The organism is Cupriavidus sp. BIC8F (genome assembly GCF_032465815.1).
GTDB lineage: Bacteria > Pseudomonadota > Gammaproteobacteria > Burkholderiales > Burkholderiaceae > Cupriavidus > Cupriavidus necator.
In genome coordinates this window covers 600,742-625,351 of sequence record NZ_CP136095.1, presented here as the reverse complement: position 1 = coordinate 625,351, position 24,610 = coordinate 600,742, and the positions used below count along the sequence as shown (strand labels likewise).

Here is a 24,610-nt window from a genome sequence, read left to right as displayed (position 1 = left end):
CGGAAGGAAAGCCCCGCAGCTTCGGCGCGGGGCTTTTTTATTGGCGCGCCGGCACCGGGGCCGCGGAGACTGCGGTCCTGCAACGGGTGAAATTGCTATAATCGGCCGACCCACAACCACCCTCCCGCCAGTGGGCGCGCACGGATGCTGCGCGGTCAGTGCGGGACGGTATGCAGCGTGTCGAGGAGTTACGTGGCCGGTACTCAAATCGCAACGCAAGACGCCCCTGTCGCCGCCGACCATGGCGGCCAGGCGGGGCCAGCGGCCTCGGCCGGCAGTTCCTTCCATGCCGCGCTGCGCATCCTGCCGCCAGCGCAGCGCCAGGCCATGTTCGAGATCTACGCGTTCTGCCGCGCGGTCGACGACATCGCCGACGGCAACGCACCGCACGCCGAGCGCCTTGCCGCGCTCGATGCCTGGCGCAGCGACATCGCCGCCTGCTACGCCGGCAATCCGCCTCGCGCCCTGCAGCCGCTGAGCGCGCAGATCCGGGCCTTCCACCTGCAGCAGCAGGATTTCCTCGCCGTGATCGACGGCATGACCATGGACGTGGTGCAGGACATCCGTGCGCCCGACGCGGCCACCCTCGACCTGTATTGCGATCGCGTCGCCAGCGCTGTCGGCCGGCTCGCGGTGCGCGTGTTCGGCCTGGAAGAAGCGTGCGGCATCGCGCTTGCGCACCACCTGGGACGCGCGCTGCAGCTGACCAATATCCTGCGCGATATCGACGAAGACGCTGCCATCGGCCGGCTCTACCTGCCGGCGGAAGCGCTGGCCGCGGCCGGCATCGGGGCGGACACGCCCCAGGCCGTGGTGGCCCACCCCGCCGTCGGCCAGGCCTGCGCGGCCGTGGCGCGCGAGGCCCAGGCGCACTATGACCAGGCCTATGCCATCATGGCGCGCTGCCCGTCCCGGCAGGTGCGCTCGCCGCGCATCATGGCCGAGGTCTACCAACGCATCCTGGCGCGGCTGCGCACGCAGGGCTGGCGCGCGCCGCGCCAGCGCGTGCGCCTGCCGCGCGCCCAATTGCTCTGGATCGTGCTGCGCCACGCCATTGGCTGAGCGCTGCACCCGATGCATGCCGGGCGCGGCCGCGCCGCGCACCGGCACAAGGAGTCTGCATGTCGATGAACGAGACCGCCTTTGCCACGGCAGTGCCACGGATCGCGCCGGCCAGCGCGGGCGACAGCCCCTCGCCGCGCGGCGCCGCGCAGGCACTGGACCACGGCATCGGCCGCGCGATCGACGCGCTGCTGCACCAGCAGCGCCCCGACGGCCACTGGGTCTACGAACTGGAAGCCGACGCCACCATTCCCGCCGAATACGTGCTGATGGTGCACTACCTAGGCGAGGCCCCTGACCTGGAGCTTGAAGCCCGCCTGGCCCGCTACCTGCGCCGCATCCAGAATCCCGATGGCGGCTGGCCGCTGTTCCATGAAGGCCGCTCCGACGTCAGCGCCAGCGTAAAGGCCTATTTCGCGCTGAAGATGGCCGGCGACGATCCCCAGGCCGCGCATATGCAGCGCGCGCGCCGGGCCGTCCACGCGCTGGGCGGCGCCGAGGCCAGCAATGTATTCACGCGCACGCTGCTGGCCCTGTACGGCGTGATGCCGTGGTCAGCGGTGCCGATGATGCCGGTCGAGATCATGCTGCTGCCGCAGTGGTTCCCGTTCCACCTGTCCAAGGTCTCGTACTGGGCGCGCACGGTGATCGTGCCGCTGCTGGTGCTGAACAGCCTGCGCCCGCAGGCGCGCAACCCGCGCGGGGTCGGCATCAATGAGCTGTTCGTCGGCAACTGCCATACGGTGCGGCTGCCGCCGCGCGCGGCGCACCAGCACGCCGGCTGGTACACCGTGTTCCGCGGCCTGGACGCGCTGCTGCGCGTGGCTGAGCCGCTCGTCCCGCGCACGCTGCGCCGGCGCGCCATTGCCGCGGCGCAGGCCTTCGTGCGTGAGCGGCTCAACGGCGAGGACGGCCTGGGCGCCATCTTCCCGGCAATGGCCAACAGCGTGATGATGTTCGACGTGCTGGGCGTGCCGCCCGACGACCCGGCGCGCGCGCTGGCGCGGCAATCCATCGAGCGGCTGCTGGTCGAGCACGGCGACGAGGCCTATTGCCAGCCCTGCCTGTCGCCGGTGTGGGATACCGCGCTGGCCGCGCACGCGCTGCTGGAAACCAGCGAGGCGCGCGCAACGGCCGCGGCCGGGCGCGGCCTGGACTGGCTCAGGCCATTGCAGGTGCTGGACGTGCGCGGCGACTGGGTCGTGCGCCGCCCGCGGGTGCGCCCCGGCGGCTGGGCCTTCCAGTACGCCAATCCCTATTACCCGGACGTGGACGACACCGCCGTGGTGGCCGCCGCGATGGACCGCTACATGCGCGCGCACGATGTGCCGGGCCGCTATGACGAAGCCGTGGCGCGCGCCGCCGAGTGGATCGTCGGCATGCAAAGCGGCGACGGCGGCTGGGGCGCGTTCGAGCCCGAGAACACGCATCTCTACCTGAACAACATCCCCTTTGCCGACCATGGCGCGCTGCTGGACCCGCCCACCGCGGACGTGTCCGCGCGCTGCCTGTCGATGCTGTGCCAGATCGGCGCCACGCCGGGCAAGAGCGAACCCGCCGCGCGCGCCCTGCGCTACCTGCTGGCCGAGCAGATGCCCGACGGCAGCTGGTTCGGCCGCTGGGGCACCAACTATATCTACGGCACTTGGAGCGCCCTGTGCGCGCTGAACGCCGCGGGCCTGGCCCCGGAAGCGCCCGAGATGCGCCGCGCCGTGGCCTGGCTCGAGCAGATCCAGAACGCCGACGGCGGCTGGGGCGAGGACGGCAGCAGCTACCGGCTCGACTACCGCGGCTACGAGCCGGCGCCGAGCGTGGCCTCGCAGACCGCGTGGGCGCTGCTGGCGCTGATGGCAGCCGGCGCCGCGCAGCATCCCGCGGTGGCGCGCGGCATCGACTACCTGCTGCGCACGCAGCAATCCGGCGGGCTTTGGCATGAGCCACGCTTTACCGCCGTGGGCTTTCCGCGCGTGTTCTACCTGCGCTATCACGGCTATGCGCGCTACTTCCCGCTGTGGGCGCTGGCGCGCTACCGCAACCTGCAGCGCGGCGGCGCGCACCAGGTGTCGTGGGGGCTATGAGGGCACCGTTCGTGCTGGTCGTCACCGGCATGGCTTTCGAGGCGCGCATTGCCGCCGGCCCGCATTGCCGCGTGGTGCACGGCCTGCGCGGCCTTGCGCTGGAACAAGGCGTTTCCGCGATGGCGAGCCGGCACTGCATGGGCATCCTCAGCTTTGGCGTGGCGGGCGGGCTGGATCCCGCGCTGGCGCCGGGCGATCTCGTGCTGGCGGACTCGGTCTGCGCGGCAGGCGAACGCTACGACACCGACATCACCTGGACCCGGGCAATGCACGCGGCACTGCCGCATGCCAGGGTCGGGATGCTTGCCGGCGCGGACCAGCCGGTGCTTTCGGTTGCCGCCAAGCAGATGCTGCACCGGGCCACGGGGGCGCTCTGCGTCGACATGGAATCGCACCTCGCCGCGCGCATGGCGGCGGCTTGCCGGCTGCCGTTCGCGGCTTGCCGCGTGGTGATCGACCCGGCCAGCCGCGCGGTCCCGGCTGCCGCGGCGGCGGGCATGGGTGAAGACGGCAAGACGGATGTCGGCGCGGTGCTGGGCGCGCTCTTGCGCGCGCCGTGGGAACTGCCGGCGCTATTGCGGCTGGCGGGCGATGCGGCGGCCGCGCGCGGCGCGCTGCGGGCAGCCCGGCTGGCGCTGGGGGATGAATACGGCTTGCGCGATATGCGGACGCTGGCCGGCTGAAGCGATCCCCTGACCGCGTCAGCCGCCAAACTTCCGCACCGCATCCAGCGCCAGCCCGCTGCCGATGCTGCCAAACCGGTCCCCTTCCACGCAACGCGCTTCCGGCAACAGCGCCGCCAGCCGCTGCCGCAACAGCGGCACGCTGCTGGAACCGCCGGTGAAGAAGATGGTATCGACCGCGGCGCCATCCACGCCGGCATCTACCAGCAGCTTCTGCACGGTCTGTTCGGTCTTCACCACCAGCTTGTCGATCGACGCATCGAATTCGTCGCGCGTGATGGTCAGCGTCAGCCCCTGCTCCAGCCGGTGCAGGTCCACGTCGGTGCTGCCGTCATCGGACAAGGCGATCTTGGCGGCTTCCATCTGGATTGCCAGCCAGTGCCCGGCACGCTCGCGGATCAGCCGCACCAGGCGGTCAAGCTTCACCGTATCCGCCGCGTCGCGGTAGTTGTCCATCACCAGCGACCACGCCTTGCGCGTATAGACCAGGTTGATGGTGTGCCAGCTGGCCAGGTCGAAATACTGGCTGGACGGCATCGCCTTGCCGTTGCGCAGCGCGCTGCCCAGGCCCAGCAGCGGCATTGCGCGCGCCAGGCTGAGCGCACGGTCGAAGTCGGTGCCGCCGATATGCACGCCGCCATTGGCCAGGATGTCGTCGCGCCGGTCGCTGCGCGCGGCGCGCTCGGGCGACAGGCGCACCAGCGAGAAGTCCGAGGTGCCGCCGCCGATGTCGGCCACCAGCACCAGTTCCTCACGCGTGATCCGGGCCTCGTAGTCGAAGGCCGCGGCGATCGGCTCATACTGGAACGCGATCTCGCCGAAGCCCGCGTCGCGCGCGATCTCGGCCAGGGTGTCTTCGGCGAGCTGGTCGGCGGCCGGGTTCTCGTCGATGAAGAATACCGGGCGGCCCAGCACGGCGCGCGAAAACTCCGTGCCAGCAGCCTGTTCGGCACGCGTCTTCAGCTCGCGGATGAAGTGCGCCAGCAGCTTGCGGAAGGGCATCGCCTGGCCCATCACCTCGGTGCTGTCGTCCATCATCGAGGTGCCCAGCAGGCTCTTGAGCGAACGCATCAGCCGGCCTTCATAGCCGGCCAGGTAATCGCCCAGCGCGGCGCGGCCATAGCTGACCAGCGGATCCTCCGCATGGAAGAAGATCACCGAGGGCAGCGTCACCTTGCCGTCCTCCAGCGGCAGCAGCGCCGCCGGCCGCTCCGGATGGCTCCAGCCGACCGTTGAATTGGACGTGCCGAAGTCCAGGCCGCATGCGTTTGACATCATCGATTCCGTTCCCTGCAAGACAAAGTGGCCCGCGCGGCGCAAGGCCGGCGCGGGCGGGGGCGTCATTGTAGGGCAGTCGCGCGGACCGTGGAGGCCCGACCGGCAGACGGTGTTGTCGGGAAGCCATTTTCAAACATTCATTGAAGGCGGTACTAACCAGATGTCTCTTTCTCCATGGCACGGCAACTGGGACCATGGCGTCCTCGGCGTGGTGCTCCCTGCATCACCCGCTATCCACCTGGAGCCTGGTCATGAATTTCTCCGACATCGTCGACACCCGCTATTCCACAAAGGCCTTCGAGGCAGGCCGCACCCTGCCCCAGGCCACCGTGGACCAGCTGCTCGCCGTGCTGCACAAGAGCCCGTCCTCGGTCAATTCCCAGCCGTGGCACTTCGTGGTTGCCGCCACGCCCGAAGGCCGGGCCCGGATGACGCGCGCCACTGTCGACCGCCACCCCTATAACACGCAGAAGATCCAGGACGCCTCGCAAGTGATCGCACTGTGCGTGCGCACGGAAATGGATGCGGCCCACCTGGCCGGCATCCTGGCGGCCGAGCAGCGCGACGGGCGTTTTGCCGATGACGCTGCCCGTGCCGGCATGGACAAGATTCGCCGCGGTTTTGTCGACATGCACCGCTACGACCTGCGTGACCTGCAGCACTGGATGACGCACCAGGTCTACCTGGCGCTGGGCGGCCTGGTGATGGCCGCGGCCGCGCTGGGCGTGGACGCCACGCCGATGGAAGGCATCGATACCGGCCCGCTCGACCTCGAACTGGGCCTGCGCGAGCGCGGGCTGACCAGCGTGGCGCTGGTCAGCCTGGGCTACCGCAGCGCGCAGGACTTCAATGCCGCACTGCCGAAGTCGCGTCTGTCGCGGGAAGAAGTGTTCACGTTCCTGTAATTCCGTTCCAGCAAGTCCGGCCCCGGCAGGGGCTGGCGCGTGCCTTGACACGCCAGCATGCCCCTCCTATGCTGCGTCTGTTCTTTATTAAAGACCGTTGTTCTGTTCTACGGAACGTCAAGAACGTACGGCCGGACGTAGCCCCATGCAAAAACCCCTGCGCCATATCCGCGTGCTCGACCTCACCAATGTGCTGGCCGGGCCGTTCTGCTGCCACCAGCTTGCCCACCTGGGCGCCGAAGTCATCAAGGTGGAAACCCCCGGCACCGGTGACCTGGCGCGCCAGCTGGGCGCCGATGCCGAACTGAACCAGCGCCTGATGGGCGTGTCGTTCCTGGCCCAGAATCCCGGCAAGCAGTCGGTCACCCTGAACCTGAAGCACGCGCGCGGCAAGGAGGTGTTCCGCAAGCTGGTGCAAAGCGCCGATGTGCTGGTGGAGAACTTCCGCCCCGGCGTGATGGACCGGCTCGGGCTGGGCTACGCGACCCTGAAGCAGGACAACCCGCGCCTGATCTACTGCGCGATTTCCGGTTTCGGCCAGGACGGGCCGCTGGCCGGGCTGCCGGCCTATGACCAGATCATCCAGGGCATGGCCGGCGTGATGAGCATTACCGGTGATGCGCAGAGCGCACCGTTGCGGGTCGGCTATCCGGTCTCGGACACCATCGGCGGGCTGACCGCGGCGCTGGCAGTGTCGGCGGCGCTGGCGGACCACCAGCGCACCGAAGGCTATTTCATCGACGTATCGATGCTGGAAGCCACGCTGGCCACCATGGGCTGGGTGGTGTCCAACCACCTGATCGCCGGCAAGGTGCCGGCGCCGATGGGCAACGAGAACATGACCGCCAGCCCCTCGGGCACTTTCCGCACCGCGGACGGGCTGCTCAATATCGCGGCCAACAAGCAGGAACAGTTTGAAGCCGTGTGCCGCGTGCTGGGCCGCCCCGAGCTGGCCGCCGATCCGCGCTTCGCGCAGCGCCAGGCGCGGCTGGCCAACCGGGGGGAACTGACACAAGTGCTGGAAGCAGAGCTGGCGAAGAAGCCGGCCACCGAATGGTGGCCGCTGCTGACCGAGGCCGGCGTGCCCGCCGGCCCGGTGCTGGACGTGCCGCAGACGCTGGCCCATCCGCAAGTGCGCGAGCGCGGCATGATCGGCGAATTTGCCGACGCGCCCGGCGTGGGCCGCGATATCCGCGTGGTGCGCACCGGCTTCAAGCTCAACCGCGAGGCCCCGGCCGTGGACACGCCGCCGCCGGAGCTGGGCCAGCATACGCGGCAGGTGCTGGCCAGCCTGGGCTACAGCGATGCGGACATCGACCAACTGAGCGAGGAGCGCGCGATATGAGCGGCATCGACACCGACCACTACCCCGGCCACCCCCGGGATGACGCCATGGACCCGGGCCAGCGCCTGTCGCAGGACTGGTGGCGCACCGGCATCATCGACATGCGCCCGGGCGAGATCCGCTACCGCGGCTACCCGATCGAACAACTGATCGGCCGGGTCTCGTTTGCGCAGATGATCTGGCTGATGCTGCGCGGCGAGCTGCCCGGCCCCGGGCAGGGCGAGCTGCTGGACGCGGCGCTGATGGCCGCGGTCGACCACGGCCCGCAGGCGCCCAGCATTGCCATCGCACGCATGGCGGCCACCTGCGGCGTGGGGCTGAACAACGCCATGGCTTCCGCCGTCAACGTGCTGGGCGACGTGCATGGCGGCGCCGGCGAACAGGCGGTGGCGCTGTACCAGGACGTGGCGCAGCGGCTCGATGCGGGCAGCGCCATGGACGACGCCGTCGCCGCCGCGCTGCAGCACTACCGCGACCTGCACGGCAAGTTCATTGCCGGCTTCGGCCACCGTTTCCACCCGGTCGACCCGCGTGCGCCGCGGCTGCTGGCGCTGGTTGACCAGGCCGCGGCCAGCGGCGTGGTCAGCGGGCGCTACGCGGAAATCGCGCGCGCGGTCGAGGCGGCGCTGGGTGCCGGCCGCGGCAAACCCATCCCGATGAATATCGATGGCGCCACCGCGGTGATCTATGCCGAACTGGGCTTTGCCGCACCGCTGGCGCGGGGGCTGTTCTGCCTGTCGCGCTCGGTCGGCATCCTGGCGCATGCCTGGGAACAGACCTGCGAGGGCGGGCGCAACAAGGGCCCGATGCCGCGCCAGTTCCTGTGGACCTATGACGGTGCGCCGCAGCGCGACGTGCCGAAGCCAGGCCGGCAGGCATAACGGGTCAGCCGGCCAGGTCGGGCTCTAGCTCCAGCAGCGGCGCCGGCGATGCGCTCGCGGCCGCCGGCGCCGCCATGGACGAGGCCAGCACGTAGCGGTCGCGCCCATGTTCCTTGGCGTGATAGAGGGCGCGGTCGGCATCGGCGAACAACAGGCGCCACAGCGCTTCCTTGCTGACCGGGCCGCCGCGCAGCTGCGCCACGCCAATGCTGACGCTGGCATGGCCGTGCCCGGCGGGCAGTTCAATCGCGCGCACCTTGCGCAGGATCCGGTTGGCCAGCGCCGAGGCCTGCTGCTCGTCGGTATGCGGGCACAGCACGCAGAACTCCTCGCCGCCATAGCGCCCGGCCACGTCCGAGGCGCGGCGCGAATTGTCCAGCGCATGCGCAACCTCGCGCAGCACGGCGTCACCGGCGTGGTGGCCGAAGGTATCGTTGACCTGCTTGAAATAATCGATGTCGATCACCAGGCAGGACAGCGCCTGCCCGTCGCGCTGCCAGCGCGCCACCAGCGACAGTGCCGACATCTCCAGCGCCCCGCGGTTGAGCAGCCCGGTCAGGGCGTCCACGCGCGCGCCGCTTTCGTTGTGCGCGACGATCTGCTCCATCGCCATCACGGTGAAGCCGAACAGGCCCAGCAGGGTGGCGATCAGCGGCGCCAGCAGCCAGGCCGAGCCGGCCGGGCCGGCAAAGAACAGCGTCAGCGGCGCGGCACCCGCACCGCCCGCCACGGGCAAGTTCATGGCATGGCTGAAGCCGGCCAGCTGCGTGGCCAGATGCACCAGGCTGGCCACCAGCACCAGCGGCGCGCCGATGCTGCGGCGCCCCCGCCCGGCGCGCGCCAGCGTGGCAAAGGTGGCCAGCGACACCAGCGCCAGCAGGCCGTAGACGATGCGCAGCACCACCTGCTGCCCGTCGGGCATGCCGTTGGTGGCCACGATCAGGCCAAGCACGATCACGCCCGCGGCGGCCAGCGCCGCGGGATGGGCCGGCACCCCGTAATAGACCCGCACGCCGCGGTAGATCAGCAGCCAGCCAGCCACGAACGCCAACGCGCCCAGCGTGCCCAGCTGGCCCGTGCCGCTGGCCGCGCTGATGGCCAGCGCCAGGCCCGCGGCCGACACCAGCAAGTGCCCGAACGCCCACAGCCGCCCCGCCTCGCTTGCGCGCAGCGCGAACACCAGCCCCGCCGCAATAATCAGCGTGCTGCAGAAAAACACCATCATCACCACCGCAATGGTCTGCTGGTCCAGGTGCACGGGGATTTCCTCAAGGATGCCGTCTGCCGCGCCGTCAATATCGAGCAGCGGCATCAGGCCACAGGGGCGCGAAGCAGGCATCTCCCGCACTTGTTTTCACAAAATGTGACGTGCGTTGTTTTCAATGCCAGCCGCATGATAGCCCGCGCATGCCGGGCCGTGGCACCCCCGACAAGCCGGGTCGGGCCGGCTGCACACGCCAGCCCGGCGGCTCAGTCCGGGATGGCGTTGTCCGCAATGCTGTCCGGAAAGGTGCCGCCCAGTGTCCGGGTCAGCACACGTGCCGCACGCAGCACATCGACGCGGAAGTCTTCGCGGTAGCGCGAGGCCGGGCAGGTCAGCGTCAGTGCACCGCACAGCACATCGCCGGGACCGAACACCGGCGCCGACACCCCGGCAAGATCGGGGCTGCGGTCGCCCACCAGTGCCGCCACGCCCTCGTGCCGGATGCGCTCGTAGAGCGTGCCGGACTCACCGGCAAAGGCACGCAGCACGCGCGCGCCGGCGCCCCGGTCGCGCGGCAGCAGTTCGCCGGCGCGGACATGGTCGCGCACCGGCTGCGGCGAATCGACACGGTACAGGCACAGCCGGTGCTCGCCCTGCTCGACATGGAAGGCCGCGCTTTCACGCGTGATGCGCACCAGTTCGCGCAGCGCCGGCATCACCACCGCCTCCAATGAGAACGACGCCGCGTAGACGGCATTGAGCCGCGCCACCTCGGGACCCAGGCCATAGCGCCCGTCGGCATGGCGCCGCACCAGCCCGGCGTGCTCGAGCGAGGCCAGCAAGCGCAGCAGCGTGCTCTTGTACAGGCCGCTGCGCTGCGCCAGCTCGGCCAGCCCCAGCGCGGTATCGCCAAGACGGAACACCGACAGCACGAACAGCGCCCGGTCCACGGCGATGGCGCCGCCTGCGGCGGCGTGCTTGTCGGCTTCTGAAACCTGTGCGGCTTTGCGTGGCATGGCGGACAGTGGCGATCCTGGCTGGACCGGATGACGGAACGATGCGCCAACGTATAGAACGCACCCCGGCTTGTCAATCCGCCCTGCCGCGTGTCAATGAACCGGCACGTGCGGCGGGCTCGCGCAACCGACGCCGCACGCATTCATGGATCCGCGCAGCGCGCTGGCGTTTTTCTGCAACACGTGGCCGGCGCCTGCTGCCGCCCAGGCCGCCGCCCAAGCGCCTTCGCCGCCCCCCCGGCTACCGCATGCGCCACATTGCATGCGCGTACTCGCCACTCCCCGGTTTGCAAGCGGAATTAGAGGGAAAGTTACCTGCTTTTGATTAAGCAGCCGCTGCACGGCGTGGATAAAATCATGCGTTGCCTGACCTCTGCGCAATCCCTGCGCTGTTTTCCGTACCCTCGCTGCAATGTCTCACCGCCGTGTTTTTCCCGACCCTGGTATGACTGTTCCCGCCCTCTCGCTTGGCGCCATCCTGGATGACCTGCGTAGCGCTCCGCGCCCGCTGACGTCCGCGGAGTACACATACCTCGCCCACCTGCGGCAGCGTATCGTCACCGGCGACGCGGACCTGTGGACCACGCTTGAGACCGCGGGCGTGCCATGCAGGGAACGCCGCCTGTCGCCCGAAGTGGTGCAGGCGCTGACCGCTATTGGCCATTTGCCGATGCACTGAGCCCGGCTCGCGCCACCCCACATTGCAGAAATTTCCCCGGGTCATTTCGGAAAGCCGCACCCTCCAGCCAGCCTGCGTCCCGCTAGGATCGATTCACTTTCGATTCGCCGGGCACCGTGCTTCCAGCCAAGCGCCAAGCATGCCCCGGCCACGGCCCAGGCATGGCTTACCCAAACAACCGGCGCGTCAGCTTCCTGTCGTTGCGCGCCTATGTCGCACTGATGCGGCACCGTGATGCCGTCCGCGCCGCGCAAGCGCTGCGCATCCATCCGCAAAGGCTGTACTACCATATCCGCCGCCTCGAGGCCGTGCTCGGCAAGCCGCTGTTCCGCACTTGCGGCCCGGACTGGGTGCCGACATCCACGGGCGTGACCGCACTGCCCAAGGTCGTCGCCATGCTGGCCATCTGGGAACAGATCGAGGCCGGCATCCGTGCCCGCCAGCCTGCCGCGACGGCCCGAGAACCCGAGCCCGGCGCCATTGCGCGCCACGGCGCCGCATTCTGGGTGCGGCAGGCGACGATGTAGCGTCAGGCCAGCCGTTCGCAGCAATAGGCCTCGGTGCGATAAGGGAAAGCAACCTTGGCACGGCCCGCCAGCGCGGGATGCCCGTCAATGACCGCCCGCAGCCGTTCGCGCACGCGTGCCTGCTCCGCCGCCGGCAGCGCGGCAATGAAGCTCACCGACATCACCCGGTCCACGATCACCTGCTGCGGCGCCCCCACATGCGTGTAGGGCAGGCGCTGCAGCGCCAGCGGCCCGAAGCCGTCGGCGGGAAAGACCCGCTTCCAGTCGCCCTTGTAGAAGCGCGGCGCGTCGCCTTCGTACGGCGTCATGATGGCCGTCAGCTGCGCCACCCAGTCCACGCTTTCATCGCGCACGTTCCACACCAGCCCGAGTCGGCCGCCGGTGCGCAGCACGCGGCCGATTTCCGCCATCGCGCCCGCATTGGCAAACCAGTGGAAGGCCTGCGCGCAGACCACGGCGTCGACGCTGGCATCGGGCAGCGGGATGGCTTCGGCACTGCCTTCCAGCGCCTGCACCGATGGCAGCGCCGCGGCCAGCTCCGCGCGCATCTGCGCCACCGGTTCGACCGCGATCACCGTCGCCCCCGTCTCCACCAGCCGGCGCGTGAACTTGCCGGTGCCCGCGCCCAGGTCCAGCACGGTGCGGCCCGCGCGCAGGCCCAGCGTGCCGCGCAGCCAGGAGTCGATTTCAGTGGGATATTCGGGACGTCCGCGCGCGTAGGTATCGGCCTGGCTGGCGAATCCCTGTGCGGCGGCCTGGTGGATGGCGGTCATGGGTGGGCTCCGGTTGCGTACCGGAGGCGTAGCCTACGCCCCATGCCGGCACAGGGCAAGCGGGCGGCTACTGCTGCATGCCCCAGCGGCGCACCGTCAGCCGTTCCAGCGTGGTGAACACCAGTCCCTCCACCAGCAGCCCGATCAGGATCACCGCGGCCAGCCCTGCAAAAACGCGATCGGTGTAGAGCTCGTTGCGGTTCTGGAAGATGAACCAGCCCAGCCCGCCCTGCCCCGACGACGCGCCGAACACCAGCTCGGCCGCGATCAGCGTGCGCCAGGCAAAAGCCCAGCCGATCTTCAGGCCCGACAGGATCGCCGGCAGCGCCGCCGGCACCAGCACCAGCGCGACATAGCGCAGCCCGCGCAGGCCGTAGTTGCGGCCCGCCATGCGCAGCGTCGGCGGCACCGCCTGGAAGCCCGCGTACATGTTCAGCGCCAGCGGCCACAGCACCGAATGGACCAGCACGAAGACCAGGCTCCTGGTGCCCAGCCCGAACCACAGCAGCGCCAGCGGCAATAGCGCGATCGCCGGCAGCGGGTTGAACATGGCGGTGAGCGTATCCAGCACATCGCGCCCGAAGCGCGTGGACACCGCCAGCGAGGTCAGCACGAACGCCAGCACGATGCCGGCCGCATAGCCGCGCAGCAGCACCGACAGCGAAATCGCCGCCTTGCCCGGCAGCTCGCCGCTGGCCACCGCCTCGGCAAAGGCGCGCATGGTCGCCAGGCACGACGGCAGCAGCAGGTCGTTGTCCTGTACGCGCGCCACCAGCTCCCAGATCAGCCCCAGCGCCAGCAGGATCACCGCCTTGCGCAGCCAGCCGTGTTGCCACAGGCGCTGGTGCCACGGCAGCGCGCGCGCAAGCGGGGCTTCGGTGAAGGGTTCAGGCTCGCGTTCGTATTCGGGCCGAAGCGTGTCGGCCAGTGTCAGTGTCGGTTGCGTCATGATGCGATGTCCCGGATCAGCGGCCCGCCGCGCTGCGCGCACGCGGCGCGGCCTCGGCGGCGGGCTCGTCGAACAGCAAGGTATGGATGCGTTGCGCGGCGGCCTGGAATTCGGCGCCGCCCTGGCTGGCCAGGCTGAACTGGTGGCTGTTGAGCTCCGCGCGCACGCGGCCCGGGTGCGGCGACAGCAGCAGGATGCGGCTGCCCACCACCAGCGCCTCTTCGATCGAATGCGTGACGAACAGCAGCGTGAAGGCCGCGTCATCCCACAGCGCCAGCAGCTCTTCCTGCATGCGCCGGCGCGTGAGCGCGTCCAGCGCGGCAAAGGGCTCGTCCATCAGCAGCACCTTGGGGCGCATGGCCAGTGCGCGCGCGATCGCCACGCGCTGCTTCATGCCGCCCGACAGCGTATGCGGGTAGGCATCGGCAAAATCGGCCAGCCCCACCTTGTGCAGGCTGTCCAGCGCCAGCTCGCGCGCCTCTGCCCGCGACAGCTTGCGCACCTGCCGCAGCGGGAACATCACGTTCTGCACCACCGTTTTCCACGGCGGCAGCTGGTCGAACTCCTGGAACACCACGATGCGGTCCGGGCCGGGCTGCAGCACGCGCCGGCCTTCGAGCCGGATCTCGCCCTCGCTGGGCGGAACGAACCCGGCAACCGCCTTCAGCAGCGTGGACTTGCCGCAGCCAGACGGGCCCAGCAGCACGAAGCGGTCGCCGGCATGTACGTCGAAGCTGACTCGATGGGTCGCGGGCACGATGCGCTCGGGCGTGCGGTACTCCAGCGACACGCCGTCCACCTGCAGCAGGGGCGTGGCGCGGTCCGACACCACGCGCAGGTTGTGGGTGGCCATGCTCAACTCCCCTGCGCGGTGACCGGGTCCTGGAAGAAATAGTCCTGCCAGGACTTCGGCTGGTTGCGGATCGCGCCCACGCGGTGCATGAAAGCGGCCAGCGCGAAGGTGTTCTGCGGCGCCACGCGGAACTGCACCTGCGGGTTCTTCAGCACGCGCAGCAGCAGCGCGCGGTCGGTCTTGGCCTTGCTCTGGCGCAGGTAGATGTCGGCGGCGGCTTCCGGATTGGCGGTGGCAAATGCCGCGGCTTCGGCCAGCGCATCGACAAAGGCGCGATAGGTCTTGGGATTATCGTTGCGGAACTTCTCGGTCGCGTACAGCACCGTGGAAGAACTCGGACCGCCGAGCACATCATACGAATTCAGCACGATGCGCGCGTTGGGGTTGCCGGCCAGTTCCTGCTCCTGGAACGGCGGATTGCCGAAGTGGCCGGTGATCTCGGTGCCGCCGGAAATGATCGCCGCGGCGGCATCCGGGTGCGGCACCGCCACCGTCCACTTGTCGAGGCGGTTGTACTCCTTGTCACCCCATTGCTTGGCCGCAGCCAGTTGCAGCACGCGCGACTGCACCGACACGCCCACCGCCGGCAGCGCGATACGGTCCTTCTCCGTGAAATCGGCAATCGACTTCACCTTGGGGTTGTTGCTGACCAGGTAGTACGGGAAGTTGCCCAGCGAGGCCACGCCGCGCACGTTCTGCTTGCCGTGGGTGCGGTCCCACAGCGTCAGCAGCGGGCCCACGCCGGCGCCGGCGATATCGATGGCACCGGACAGCAGCGCGTCATTGACTGCCGCGCCGCCCGACAGCTGGGTCCATTCGACCTTGATGTCGACGCCCTGCTGCTTGCCGTGCTTCTCGATCAGCTGCTGGTCGCGCGCCACGTTGAGCAGCAGGTAGACCACGCCGAACTGTTCGGCAATGCGCAGCTTGCCTTCGGCGTGCGCGGTGCCGGTGATGGCCAGGCCGGCGCTCAGCGCCATCAGGCCGAGCCTGCGGGAAAGACGAGAGAACATGATCAACACTCCGGGGAATACGTTGGACTAGCGCCTGCCAGTGCAAGCGCCTGGGATGACTTGCGATACCGCTGCCGCCTTCAGCGCGGCACATCGCCTTCGATAGTGGTGCGGTACATCACTCGCCGCAGTTCCGGCGGACAGCCGGCGGCAAGATGCAGCAGCGAGCGGTTGTCCCAGAACACCAGGTCATGTGGCTGCCACTGGTGGCGGTAGATGTGGGCGGGCTTGACGCTGTGCGCGAACAACTGGTCCAGCAGGTCGCGGCTTTCCTCCTCGGGCAGGCCGACGATGCGGGTGGTGAAGTGCTCGCTGACGAAGAGCGCCTTGCGCCCCGTTTCCGGGTGGGTGCGCACCACCGGCTGCAGCACCGGCCTGACCTGCGCGATCTGCTCCGGCGTCAGGTTGGGCCGCCACGGGCTGCGCTGCTGCAGCTCGGCGTAGCGCGCCAGGTAGGTGTGCTCGGCCTGCAGGCCATCGACGGCGCGCTGCAGCGCAGCCGGCAGGGTGTTCCAGGCCAGGTGCATGTTGGCGAACAGCGTATCGCCTCCCTCCGCGGGCAGCTCGCGCGCATGCAGCAGCGAACCGAGGCTGGGCTTTTCCTTGTACGACAGGTCCGAATGCCAGAAGTGGCCGGCATCGCCCAGCCCGATCGGCTTGCCGTTCTCGACCACGTTGGACACCACCAGCACTTCCGCATGGCCCGGCAGCTGGAACTGGTGCAGCACGTGGATCTGCAGCGGGCCGAAGCGGCGGCTGAAGCCGATCTGCTGCGCGGGCGTGATCTGCTGGTCGCGGAACACCACCACGTGGTAGTCGAGATGGGCGCGATGGATGCGGGCAAAGTCGGCGTCGGACAGCGGCTGCGACAAGTCGAGCCCGATCACTTCCGCGCCCAGCGGCGCGTCCAGCGGACGGATCTCGAAGTTGCCTGCGTCTGCGGAAAATGCGGTCGAAAGCGGCGCGCTCTGCTGGCGCGAAACACTGGCGTGGGCGGTTGCGGTCGTCATGGCAAGCTCTGGCATACGGGGGAAGCCGATGCGGCATCCGGGATGCCGCGTACAAGCTTGCACTGTAGAGAGCCGGCCATTGCACGGTCAACGAATCATATCGCTGGCCCTTATCCGCTTATCGCATATCCATGTCTCGACATTGGCGGGCCATCAGGGCTTGCCAGGGCAACCGCTGCGGCACGGCACGCTGGCCGTATCCGGGCGCGCGTCGGCGACAAAGCCATCGCGGTTCGGCATCTTCACCTGCGCAAGCGTGCGCGCGTCCAGCACCGCATCTGCGGGCAGGATGCCGTTCCTGTGCAGCAGCCACGCGGTGACGGCATAGACCTCGTCCGGCGCCAGGCTCTGCGGCGCGTTGTAGGGCATGGCGCGATTGATGAAGTCGAATACCGTGGTCGCGTAGGGCCAGAAGCTGCCGATGGTCTTGACCGGGTCCTTGCCCCTGGCGGCGTCCTTCAGCGTGCCCTGCCCGCCCACCAGCGCATCGGCCGGCTTGCCTTCGCCATTAACGCCGTGACAGGCGGCACAGTGCAGCGCATAGACCTGCTGGCCCCGCGCGACCGTGCCGCTGCCTGGCGGCAGGCCAGTGCCGTCCGGGGTCACGTCGATATTCCACGCGGCAAGATCGCGCTCGCTGGCGGGACGGCCTATGCCGTAGCTCTGCGCAAGGACCGTTTGGGCAGCGCAAGCCAGCGCCAGCACGACGGCGGCACCACTGATTCGTTCAAGCGCGCGCATTGGCAATGCTCCCGTCCGCGGCCACGCGCCAGCGCTGGATCGCGTTGTAGTGATAGGTGGAAGCCACGCCGCGCGCGGCCACCAGCTGGTCCGGCGTGGGCTGGACGTTGCCGGCTTCGTCGATGGCGCGGCTCTCCAGCGAAGCTGGCCCGCCATCCCAGCGCCACGGCAGGCGGAAGCGCACCAGCGCGCGGTCCAGCACCGGCTCCTGCAGCTGCGCCTCGCGCCAGCTGCGGCCGCCGTCGACCGACACCTCGACGCGACGGATACGCCCGTGGCCCGACCACGCCAGGCCCGAAATCTCATAGAATCCCCGCTCACGCAGCTTGTGATCCGGCGCGGGGAAGGTGATCACGGACTTCACGTCCATCAGGAAGGTGAACTGCCGCGCGCTGCCGTCGGGCAGGGAGTCCGTGTACTTCGACGTCTCTTCGCGCGACATGAACGGCGCGCGCCCCAGCTTCAGGCGCCGCAGCCACTTGATGGACATGTTGCCCTCATAGCCTGGCAGGAACAGCCGCAGCGGATAGCCATGCTCGGGGCGCAGCATCTCGCCGTTCTGCGCATAAACCAGCAGTGCGTCTTCCAACGCCTTGGCCAGCGGCACGCTGCGCGTCATGGCTGCGCCATCGGCCCCCTCGGCCAGCACCCACGCAGCTTCCGGCGCCACGCCGACTTCGTCCAGCACCACGGACAACGGCACGCCGGTCCACTCACAGCAAGACAGCAAGCCGTGGCTGATCTGCACGGACTTGGCGCCGGGCGCCTTCCACTCGCGCCCGGTGTTGCCCGAGCACTCCAGAAAATGGATGCGCGACACCGACGGCAGGCGCACCAGGTCGTCCATGGTGAAGATGCGCGGGCGCGCCACCAGCCCGTGCACGGCCAGCCGGTGCTGCGCCGGGTCAATCAGCGGGATGCCGGCGTGATGGCGCTCGAACACCAGCCCGGTCGGCGTGATGATGCCGCGCAGGTCCTGCAGCGGCGTCATCGACGAGTTGGCGCCCGGCAGCGGCGCCGCGCTGCGGCTGCGCCGCACCACGTCTTTCTCGAACGGGGACGGCTGGCCATACGGATGCCAAAGCACGGGCTCGCCCGGCGTGCGCGTCCACGGCGCAACCGTCAGGGGTTCTGCGCGCGCCACAGTGGCGGCGCCAGCCGCGGCGGCACCCAGCACCGCCCCGCGCTGCAGGAAGCGCCGGCGGCCGGAAGTCAGGTCATTGCTCATCGTGAGGGCTTGGTCAGCCTGGCAGGGATCAAAATGCGCAGACTGTAGGACAGCACCGGCGCTCGGCCAACGAAGAAGATTGCATGCCGATATGCCAACGCCGCGCCGCGCGCCATATGCGCGGGGCCGATAACCAAAGCCGGAATCATTCGTTCAGGTCCGCGCGCAGCGCCGCTTATCGTGGAGCCGTCCTCCACTTCAAGAAGGTCTGCACGATGACGAACCCGCGCCCCGATGCCACCGCTGCACACACGCTGACCCGCCGCGAGCTGCTGCGCTGCGCGGCCTGGTCCGGGCTGTGCATGGCGGCTTCGCTGTCGCCGCTGTCCGCGTTCAGCGCAAGCCCGGCCGCGCGTCCCGACCTGATCCGCGTCGGCGTGGCCCAGCCCGCCACCGGCACCCCGCCCAGCTTTGCCGGCAGCTCGCTGGCGATTGCCCATGCGCGCGGCTGGCTGGAGGAATCGTTCAAGCCGACCGGCACGCGCGTGGAGTGGTTTTTCTTCAAGGGCGCCGGCCCCGCCGTCAACGAGGCGCTGGCCAACCACCAGCTCGACTTTGCGCTGCAGGGCGACCTGCCGTCCATCGTAGCCCGCTCCGCGGGCCTGAAGACGCGGCTGGTGCTGGCCACCGGCGTGCGCGCCAACATCTACGTGGGCGTGCCGCCCGACTCGCCGCTGAAGACCGTCAGCGACCTGCGCGGCAAGCGCGTGTCGCTGTTCAAGGGCACCAACATGCATCTGCCCGCGCTGCGCCTGCTGGAAGCGAACGGGCTGTCGGACAAGGACCTGCGCCTGCTGAACCTGGACACGGCCGGCTACCTGGCGGCGCTGTCCACGCGCGACATCGACGCCGCCATCGGCGCCATGGACATCCTGCGCCTGCGCGACAAGGGCGCGGTGCGCATCCTGTACTCCAGCAAGAACCAGTCGCCGATCTACACACGGCAAAGCCACGTACTGGTGAGCGACGAGTTCGCCGGGCGCTATCCGGAAGCCACGCAGCACCTGGTGAAGGCCGCGGTCGAGGCGGCGCGGTGGGCCTCGGACGAGAGCCATCGCGAAGAAGTGCTGCGCACCTGGGCGCGTGCGGGCACGCCTTATGACCACTGGAAGGAAGACTTCGACGGCGAGCCGCTGCGGGTGCGGCTGAATCCGAATTTCGATCCCTTCCTGGTCAGCCGCTACAAGGATGCGGTCGAGCAGGCCTATCGCTTCAAGCTGAGCCGTGCGCGCTTTGACGTGGACCAGTGGATCGACCAGCGCTTCCTGAAGGCGGCGCTCGCCGACCTGAGCCTGCAGAGCTACTGGCCCGTCTACCAACCCAACGGCAAGATCCTGGGAGCCTGACATCATGTTCATCGCCGATTCGCTTTCACTGCCCGCCGCCGCAGCGCCGCGCGTGGCTGCGCCGCGCAAGCCACTGCGCTGGCAGGATGCCACACGCTGGCTGCTGGCCTGGCCGGTGCCGCTGGCGCTGCTGCTGGTCTGGTATGTGGCTGCCCGCAATGCCTGGATTCCGCCGCAGGTGCTGCCCGCACCCGAAGACGTCGCACGCACACTGGCCGACCTCTGGCAAAGCGGTGAACTGCAGGCCAACCTGGCCATCAGCGCGCTGCGCGTGGCCGGTGGCTTTGCCGCGGGCCTGGCCGGCGGCCTGGCGCTGGGCGCGGCCATGGGCCTGTCGCCGACGTTGCGCGACTACGTTTACCCGACCTTCAAGGCGTTCAGCCAGGTGCCGGTGCTGGGCTGGCTGCCGCTGCTGATGCTGCTGGTCGGCATCGACGAGGCGCTCAAGGTGATCCTGATCGCCAAGGCCGCCTTCGTGCCGGTGGCACTGAACACGTACAAGGGCATCGGCAGCGTGCCGACCCGCTACCTGGAAGTGGCGCGGGTGCTGCAGTTCACGCGCTGGCAGACGCTGTCGCGCGTGGTGCTGCCCGCCGCGGCCGCGCCGGTGTGGAACGGCGTGCGCTACGGCCTGACGCACGCGTGGCTGGCGCTGGTGGTGGTGGAGCTGCTGGCCTCGTCCGAGGGGCTGGGCTACATGATCGTCTACGGGCGCCAGCTGTTCCAGCTCGACATGGTGCTGGCCGCGGTGGTGGTGGTGGGCGTGGTGGGCTTTGCGCTGGACAAGACGCTGGCGCTGGCCGAAGGCGCGGTGCTGCGCTGGCGCAAGCCGGGCTTCTGAGGCGGGGCCGCGATGACCACTTCTGCTATCCGCCCCCGTATCCGCCTGCCCCGCGCCCTGCGCGGCTGGGTGCTGCCGCTCGCGTTGCTCGCGCTGTGGTGGGCCGCCGTGCGCTTTGGCTGGACCACTTCGCCGCTGCTGGTGCCGGTATCCAGCGTCTGGGACACCGCCGTGCGCCAGGTGCAGAGCGGCGCGCTGGCCACGGCATTGGCCGCCAGCCTGTGGCGCGACCTGGCCGGCTTTGCCATCGGCGCCAGCGCCGGACTGGTGTTCGGCACGGCGCTGGGGCTGTCGCGCCTGTTCGAGCGCCTGGTCGGCCCGAGCTTTCACACGGTCAAGCAGATCTCGCTGTTTGCATGGATCCCGCTGATCTCGGTCTGGTTCGGGCTGGGCGATGCCGCCAAGGTGGTGTTCCTGTCGCTGGCCGCGTTCTTCCCGGTGGTGCTCAACACCTTCGAAGGCATCCGCGCCGTGCCGGCCGACCTGCTCGAGGTTGCGCGCGTCTTGCGATTCAACCGCACCCAGGTGCTGTGGCGCGTGGTGCTGCCGTCGGCCGCCCCGTCGATCTTCGCCGGCATCCACCTGGGGCTGATCTATGCGTGGCTGGCCACGCTCGGCGCGGAGTACCTGCTGGTATCCGGCAAGGGCATCGGCAACACCATGACTGACGGCCGCGAGAACTTCTGGATGGACCTGGTGATCTTCGGCGTGATCGTGGTCGGCCTGGTCGGCTTCACGCTGAACTGGATCGCCAGCCGCATCGAATCCCGCCTGCTCGCCTGGCGCGGGCGCTCGGTAGCCGCGGGCTGAGCCACGCTGCCCCTTATTGAACGGAGACCGCAAATGCCACATGCCGGCACGCTAAGCATCGCGCACCTGCACAAGCAGTACGAAGTCGAGGGCCGGGCGCTGCCCGTGCTCGAGGACATCGCCCTGACCATCGCCCCGGGCGAGTTCGTCAGCATCGTCGGCGCCAGCGGCTGCGGCAAGTCCACCCTGCTGCGGCTGGTGGTGGGCCTGGAAGAGGATTACCGCGGCGAGATCCTGCTGGACGGCAAGCGCGTAGCGGGCACCAGCCTGCAGCGCGGCATCGTGTTCCAGGAGCACCGGCTGTTCCCGTGGCTGACGGTGGAACAGAACATCCGGCTGGCGCTGCTCAACACGCCGGGCAGCGACGCGGAGAAAGACCGCAACGTTGCCGAGCATATCGCGCTGGTGGGCCTGCGCGGCTTCGAGCAGGCCCATCCGCACCAGCTCTCTGGCGGCATGTCGCAACGCGTGGCGATTGCGCGGGCACTGGTGACGCGGCCCGAGATCCTGCTGCTCGACGAGCCCTTCGGCGCGCTCGACGCGATGACGCGGTCCTACCTGCAGCAGGAGCTGCAGCGCATCTGGCAGGCCGAGGGCATCACCATGATCCTGGTCACCCACGATGTCGAGGAAGCGGTCTTCCTGGGCGACCGCGTGGTGGTGATGGAACCCCGGCCCGGCCGCATCCGCCGCGTCCTGCCGGTGGACCTGCCCCATCCGCGCGAACGCGCCGGCCTTCCCTTCGCGCGCGTGCGCGATGCCGTGCTGCGCGAATTCGCCGGGCAGGAGCCTGTCGTGCAGCGGGCGCCCGAACCTGAACTAGCCTGACCCACCCCTGATCCCCTCCGGAGCTTCGTGATGACCCAAGCCAACGCCACGCAAGACCTGACCGTCCAGCTCGACATCCACCCGGTTGCCGGCCGCATCGGCGCCGAGATCCGCGGCGTCGCGCTGCACGGCGACCTGCCGCCCGCCACCTTCGCCGCCATCCGCGCAGCCTTGCTCAGGCACAAGGTGCTGTTCTTCCGCGACCAGGTGCATCTGGACGATGCCGCACAGCAGGGCTTTGCGCGCCTGTTCGGCGACACCGTGCCGCATCCGACAGTGCCCTCGCGCGACGGCACGCAATTGCTAGAGCTCGACTCGCAGCACGGCGGCCGCGCCAATTCCTGGCATACCGACGTGACCTTCGACCTGGCCTACCCCGCGGTCTCGGTGCTGCGCGCCGTGACCGTTCCCGCCGCCGGCGGCGACACGGTGTGGGCCAACACCGCCGCCGCGTACCAGGACCTGCCCGAGCCGCTGCGCGAACTGGCCGACAAGCTGTGGGCGCTGCACACCAACGACTACGACTACGCGGCCACGCGCGTCAATCCGAGCGACGAAGGGCTGAAGCGCTATCGCGAAGTATTCACCTCGGCGCTTTACGAGACCGAACACCCGGTGGTGCGTGTGCATCCGGAAACCGGCGAACGCACGCTGGTGCTGGGCCACTTCGTCAAGAAGCTGCTGGACTACGCGTCGGCCGATTCGGCGCACCTGATTGCCGTGCTGCAGGGCCATGTGCACCGGCTGGAAAACACCGTGCGCTGGCGCTGGCGCGCGGGCGACGTCGCCGTCTGGGACAACCGCGCCACCCAGCACTACGCCATCAACGACTATGGCGACGCGCACCGCGTGGTGCGCCGCGCCACCGTGGCCGGCGACATCCCGGTGGGTGTGGATGGCCGCCGCAGCAAGGCGGTGAAGGCGGGCGTGCGCAGCGAGGGCGCGGCGCCGGCCAACCAGTCCGCCGGTGCCGCGCAACGGCAAGCGGCCTGATCCAGCCAGTTTCTTCCGGGGAGCACGATCGATGTCACAGCAAAAGCCGCCGCGCCAGCTGCATCTGGGCGCCTTTCTCCAGGCCACCGGGCACCATGTCGCCGGGTGGCGCCATCCGGGCGCGCAGGCCGATGCCGGGCGCAACCGGGCGCACTACATCGCGCTGGCGCAGCGCGCCGAGGTCGCGGGGTTCGATGCCCTGTTCCTGGCGGACGGCGTCGCCATCCGCGGCATGGACGATGCCACCCTGCCGCGCACCGCGCGCGCCGCCACCTTCGAGCCGCTGACGCTGCTGTCGGCACTGGCGGCGGTGACGCAGCGCATCGGCCTGGTGGCGACCGTCTCCACCACCTACAACGAGCCCTTTCATGTGGCGCGCAAGTTCGCCTCGCTCGACCACCTCAGCGGCGGCCGCGCGGGCTGGAACGTGGTGACGTCGTGGTCGGATGCCGAAGCGCGCAACTTCAGCCTCGAACGTCATCCCGCGCACGCTGACCGCTACGCCCGTGCCGCAGAGTTCGTCGACGTGGTCACCGGACTGTGGGACACCTGGGAGGACGATGCCCTCCTGTACGACAAGGACAGCGGCCTGCATTTCGATGCGGACAAGCTGCACACGCTGGACCATCGCGGCGCGCACTTCCAGGTGCGCGGGCCGCTCAACGTCCCGCGCCCGCCGCAGGGCCATCCGGTGATCGTGCAGGCTGGTTCATCCGAGGCCGGACAGGAGCTGGCCGCACGCACCGCCGAGGTCATCTTCACCGTGCAGCAGTCGCTGGCCGATGCGCAGGCCTTCTATCGTGGCCTGAAAGCGCGGCTCGCGCGCTATGGCCGCACGCCCGACCAGCTCAAGATCCTGCCGGGCGTGTTCCCGGTGGTGGGCCGCAGCGAGGCCGAGGCGCAGGAGAAATTCGAAGCGCTGCAAGGCCTGATCCATCCGTCGGTGGGGCTGGCCCTGCTGTCGCAGCACCTGGGCGGGATCGACCTGAGCGGCTATCCGCTGGACGGCCCGCTGCCCGACAACCTGGCCGAACCGAACGGCGCCAAGAGCCGCTTCCAGCTGGTTACCGGCCTGGCCCGGCGCGAGGGGCTCACCATCCGCCAGCTGTGCCTGCGCGTGGCCACCGCGCGCGGCCACTGGTCGATCCACGGCACGCCGCAGTCCATCGCCGACCAGCTGCAGGCGTGGTTCGAGGGCGAGGCCGCCGATGGCTTCAATGTCATGCCGCCCTGGCTGCCGGGCGGGCTCGATGACTTCATCGAACTGGTGCTGCCGGAGCTGCGCCGGCGCGGGCTGTTCCGCGAGCGCTATACGGGCACCACGCTACGCGAGCACCTCGGGCTGCGCCGGCCGGAGAACCTGCGCTGGCAGCACGCCGAACCTCCGCTCGCGGTCGGGGCATGACCCCTGCGCAGCGGCGCCGCGCATATCCAAATGCAATAAGTTTCCTTGCCTCGCGCCAGCGCCGTCGGCAACCATAGCGTCCACGCCGCAGGGGCGTGCGCGGGCCGGCTGGTACCATCGCACGGCCTGGTGCGCCCGCGCGGCGCACCGCTCGGCATGCCC

Annotated in this window: 24 protein-coding genes; 14 read left to right on the top strand and 10 right to left on the bottom strand. The window is 69.5% G+C overall.

Going from position 1 to position 24,610, the window contains the following annotated elements; translation table 11 throughout:
* Nucleotides 1-192: 192 nt before the first annotated feature.
* The 3 genes from hpnD to RS901_RS23090 are packed head-to-tail and all read left to right on the top strand — an operon-like array spanning nucleotide 193 to nucleotide 3,823.
* On the top strand, nucleotides 193-1,062 hold the full coding sequence (gene hpnD / locus RS901_RS23100) for a presqualene diphosphate synthase HpnD (protein ID WP_316156278.1): 870 nt from the start codon (nucleotides 193-195) through the stop codon (nucleotides 1,060-1,062).
* Between the two features lie 59 nt (nucleotides 1,063-1,121).
* The gene (gene shc / locus RS901_RS23095; protein WP_316156274.1) at nucleotides 1,122-3,140 is read left to right on the top strand and encodes a squalene--hopene cyclase; all 2,019 of its coding nucleotides are present in this window, start codon (nucleotides 1,122-1,124) and stop codon (nucleotides 3,138-3,140) included.
* Nucleotides 3,137-3,823, top strand: coding sequence for a phosphorylase (locus RS901_RS23090; protein WP_316156272.1), 687 nt, complete (start codon nucleotides 3,137-3,139; stop codon nucleotides 3,821-3,823). The genes shc and RS901_RS23090 overlap by 4 nt, the downstream gene beginning before the upstream one ends.
* Before the next feature lie 18 nt (nucleotides 3,824-3,841).
* Here RS901_RS23090 and RS901_RS23085 read toward each other — a convergent pair whose 3' ends face one another.
* Complete coding sequence (locus RS901_RS23085) at nucleotides 3,842-5,101, bottom strand: Hsp70 family protein (RefSeq protein WP_013953811.1); 1,260 nt, start codon at nucleotides 5,099-5,101, stop codon at nucleotides 3,842-3,844.
* A 251-nt stretch (nucleotides 5,102-5,352) separates the two neighbouring features.
* On the opposite strand from RS901_RS23085, the gene nfsB reads away from it, so the two are divergent.
* The 3 genes from nfsB (at nucleotide 5,353) to RS901_RS23070 (ending at nucleotide 8,232) form a co-directional block, all read left to right on the top strand.
* On the top strand, nucleotides 5,353-6,006 hold the full coding sequence (gene nfsB, locus RS901_RS23080) for an oxygen-insensitive NAD(P)H nitroreductase (protein ID WP_316156268.1): 654 nt from the start codon (nucleotides 5,353-5,355) through the stop codon (nucleotides 6,004-6,006).
* A 145-nt stretch (nucleotides 6,007-6,151) separates the two neighbouring features.
* Nucleotides 6,152-7,351: a CaiB/BaiF CoA-transferase family protein gene (locus tag RS901_RS23075; RefSeq protein WP_316156266.1), complete on the top strand. Its 1,200-nt coding sequence runs from the start codon at nucleotides 6,152-6,154 to the stop codon at nucleotides 7,349-7,351.
* Nucleotides 7,348-8,232, top strand: coding sequence for a citryl-CoA lyase (locus RS901_RS23070; protein ID WP_316156264.1), 885 nt, complete (start codon nucleotides 7,348-7,350; stop codon nucleotides 8,230-8,232). The genes RS901_RS23075 and RS901_RS23070 overlap by 4 nt, the downstream gene beginning before the upstream one ends.
* A 4-nt stretch (nucleotides 8,233-8,236) precedes the next feature.
* On the opposite strand, the gene RS901_RS23065 is transcribed toward RS901_RS23070, so the two are convergent.
* Together RS901_RS23065 and RS901_RS23060 are read right to left on the bottom strand one after the other, a co-directional pair.
* Complete coding sequence (locus tag RS901_RS23065; protein WP_316157275.1) at nucleotides 8,237-9,490, bottom strand: GGDEF domain-containing protein; 1,254 nt, start codon at nucleotides 9,488-9,490, stop codon at nucleotides 8,237-8,239.
* Nucleotides 9,491-9,702: 212 nt separating this feature from the next.
* The gene (locus RS901_RS23060) at nucleotides 9,703-10,452 is read right to left on the bottom strand and encodes an IclR family transcriptional regulator (RefSeq protein WP_316156262.1); all 750 of its coding nucleotides are present in this window, start codon (nucleotides 10,450-10,452) and stop codon (nucleotides 9,703-9,705) included.
* 445 nt (nucleotides 10,453-10,897) lie between these two features.
* On the opposite strand from RS901_RS23060, the gene RS901_RS23055 reads away from it, so the two are divergent.
* Nucleotides 10,898-11,131, top strand: coding sequence for a hypothetical protein (locus RS901_RS23055; RefSeq protein WP_010810922.1), 234 nt, complete (start codon nucleotides 10,898-10,900; stop codon nucleotides 11,129-11,131).
* A 161-nt stretch (nucleotides 11,132-11,292) separates the two neighbouring features.
* Nucleotides 11,293-11,658, top strand: a complete 366-nt coding sequence (locus tag RS901_RS23050; RefSeq protein ID WP_316156258.1) for a LysR family transcriptional regulator — start codon at nucleotides 11,293-11,295, stop codon at nucleotides 11,656-11,658.
* A 2-nt stretch (nucleotides 11,659-11,660) separates the two neighbouring features.
* Here the strand turns inward: RS901_RS23050 and RS901_RS23045 are convergent, their stop codons facing one another.
* From RS901_RS23045 to soxC, 7 genes are all read right to left on the bottom strand, one after another.
* Nucleotides 11,661-12,431 (bottom strand): class I SAM-dependent methyltransferase, encoded by a 771-nt coding sequence (locus RS901_RS23045; RefSeq protein ID WP_316156256.1) that lies wholly within the window; start codon nucleotides 12,429-12,431, stop codon nucleotides 11,661-11,663.
* 67 nt (nucleotides 12,432-12,498) lie between these two features.
* A complete protein-coding gene (locus RS901_RS23040) occupies nucleotides 12,499-13,380 on the bottom strand; it encodes an ABC transporter permease (RefSeq protein ID WP_316156254.1) in 882 nt (293 codons plus the stop codon).
* A gap of 16 nt (nucleotides 13,381-13,396) precedes the next feature.
* Nucleotides 13,397-14,233, bottom strand: coding sequence for an ABC transporter ATP-binding protein (locus tag RS901_RS23035; protein ID WP_316156252.1), 837 nt, complete (start codon nucleotides 14,231-14,233; stop codon nucleotides 13,397-13,399).
* Nucleotides 14,234-14,235: 2 nt separating this feature from the next.
* Nucleotides 14,236-15,246: an ABC transporter substrate-binding protein gene (locus tag RS901_RS23030; protein WP_316156250.1), complete on the bottom strand. Its 1,011-nt coding sequence runs from the start codon at nucleotides 15,244-15,246 to the stop codon at nucleotides 14,236-14,238.
* An 80-nt stretch (nucleotides 15,247-15,326) separates the two neighbouring features.
* Nucleotides 15,327-16,256: a TauD/TfdA family dioxygenase gene (locus RS901_RS23025; RefSeq protein ID WP_316156248.1), complete on the bottom strand. Its 930-nt coding sequence runs from the start codon at nucleotides 16,254-16,256 to the stop codon at nucleotides 15,327-15,329.
* Between the two features lie 153 nt (nucleotides 16,257-16,409).
* Nucleotides 16,410-16,997 (bottom strand): cytochrome c, encoded by a 588-nt coding sequence (locus RS901_RS23020; RefSeq protein WP_316156246.1) that lies wholly within the window; start codon nucleotides 16,995-16,997, stop codon nucleotides 16,410-16,412.
* Entirely contained in the window at nucleotides 16,984-18,225 is a 1,242-nt protein-coding gene (soxC, locus tag RS901_RS23015; RefSeq protein ID WP_316156244.1) for a sulfite dehydrogenase, read from the bottom strand. Before soxC ends, RS901_RS23020 begins: the two co-directional genes overlap by 14 nt.
* A 215-nt stretch (nucleotides 18,226-18,440) precedes the next feature.
* Here soxC and RS901_RS23010 point away from each other — a divergent pair, with 215 nt between their 5' ends.
* The 6 genes from RS901_RS23010 to RS901_RS22985 are packed head-to-tail and all read left to right on the top strand — an operon-like array spanning nucleotide 18,441 to nucleotide 24,448.
* On the top strand, nucleotides 18,441-19,571 hold the full coding sequence (locus tag RS901_RS23010) for an ABC transporter substrate-binding protein (protein WP_316156239.1): 1,131 nt from the start codon (nucleotides 18,441-18,443) through the stop codon (nucleotides 19,569-19,571).
* A 4-nt stretch (nucleotides 19,572-19,575) separates the two neighbouring features.
* Nucleotides 19,576-20,412 carry an ABC transporter permease gene (locus RS901_RS23005; RefSeq protein ID WP_316156237.1) on the top strand — a complete coding sequence of 279 codons (837 nt, stop codon included), beginning with the start codon at nucleotides 19,576-19,578 and terminating at the stop codon, nucleotides 20,410-20,412.
* Nucleotides 20,413-20,424: 12 nt separating this feature from the next.
* On the top strand, nucleotides 20,425-21,222 hold the full coding sequence (locus RS901_RS23000) for an ABC transporter permease (RefSeq protein WP_316156234.1): 798 nt from the start codon (nucleotides 20,425-20,427) through the stop codon (nucleotides 21,220-21,222).
* 33 nt (nucleotides 21,223-21,255) lie between these two features.
* Nucleotides 21,256-22,050 carry an ABC transporter ATP-binding protein gene (locus RS901_RS22995; protein WP_316156232.1) on the top strand — a complete coding sequence of 265 codons (795 nt, stop codon included), beginning with the start codon at nucleotides 21,256-21,258 and terminating at the stop codon, nucleotides 22,048-22,050.
* A 30-nt stretch (nucleotides 22,051-22,080) separates the two neighbouring features.
* A complete protein-coding gene (locus tag RS901_RS22990) occupies nucleotides 22,081-23,043 on the top strand; it encodes a TauD/TfdA family dioxygenase (RefSeq protein ID WP_316156231.1) in 963 nt (320 codons plus the stop codon).
* Nucleotides 23,044-23,074: 31 nt separating this feature from the next.
* Nucleotides 23,075-24,448 carry an LLM class flavin-dependent oxidoreductase gene (locus RS901_RS22985; protein WP_316156229.1) on the top strand — a complete coding sequence of 458 codons (1,374 nt, stop codon included), beginning with the start codon at nucleotides 23,075-23,077 and terminating at the stop codon, nucleotides 24,446-24,448.
* The last annotated feature ends 162 nt before the right edge of the window (nucleotides 24,449-24,610 follow it).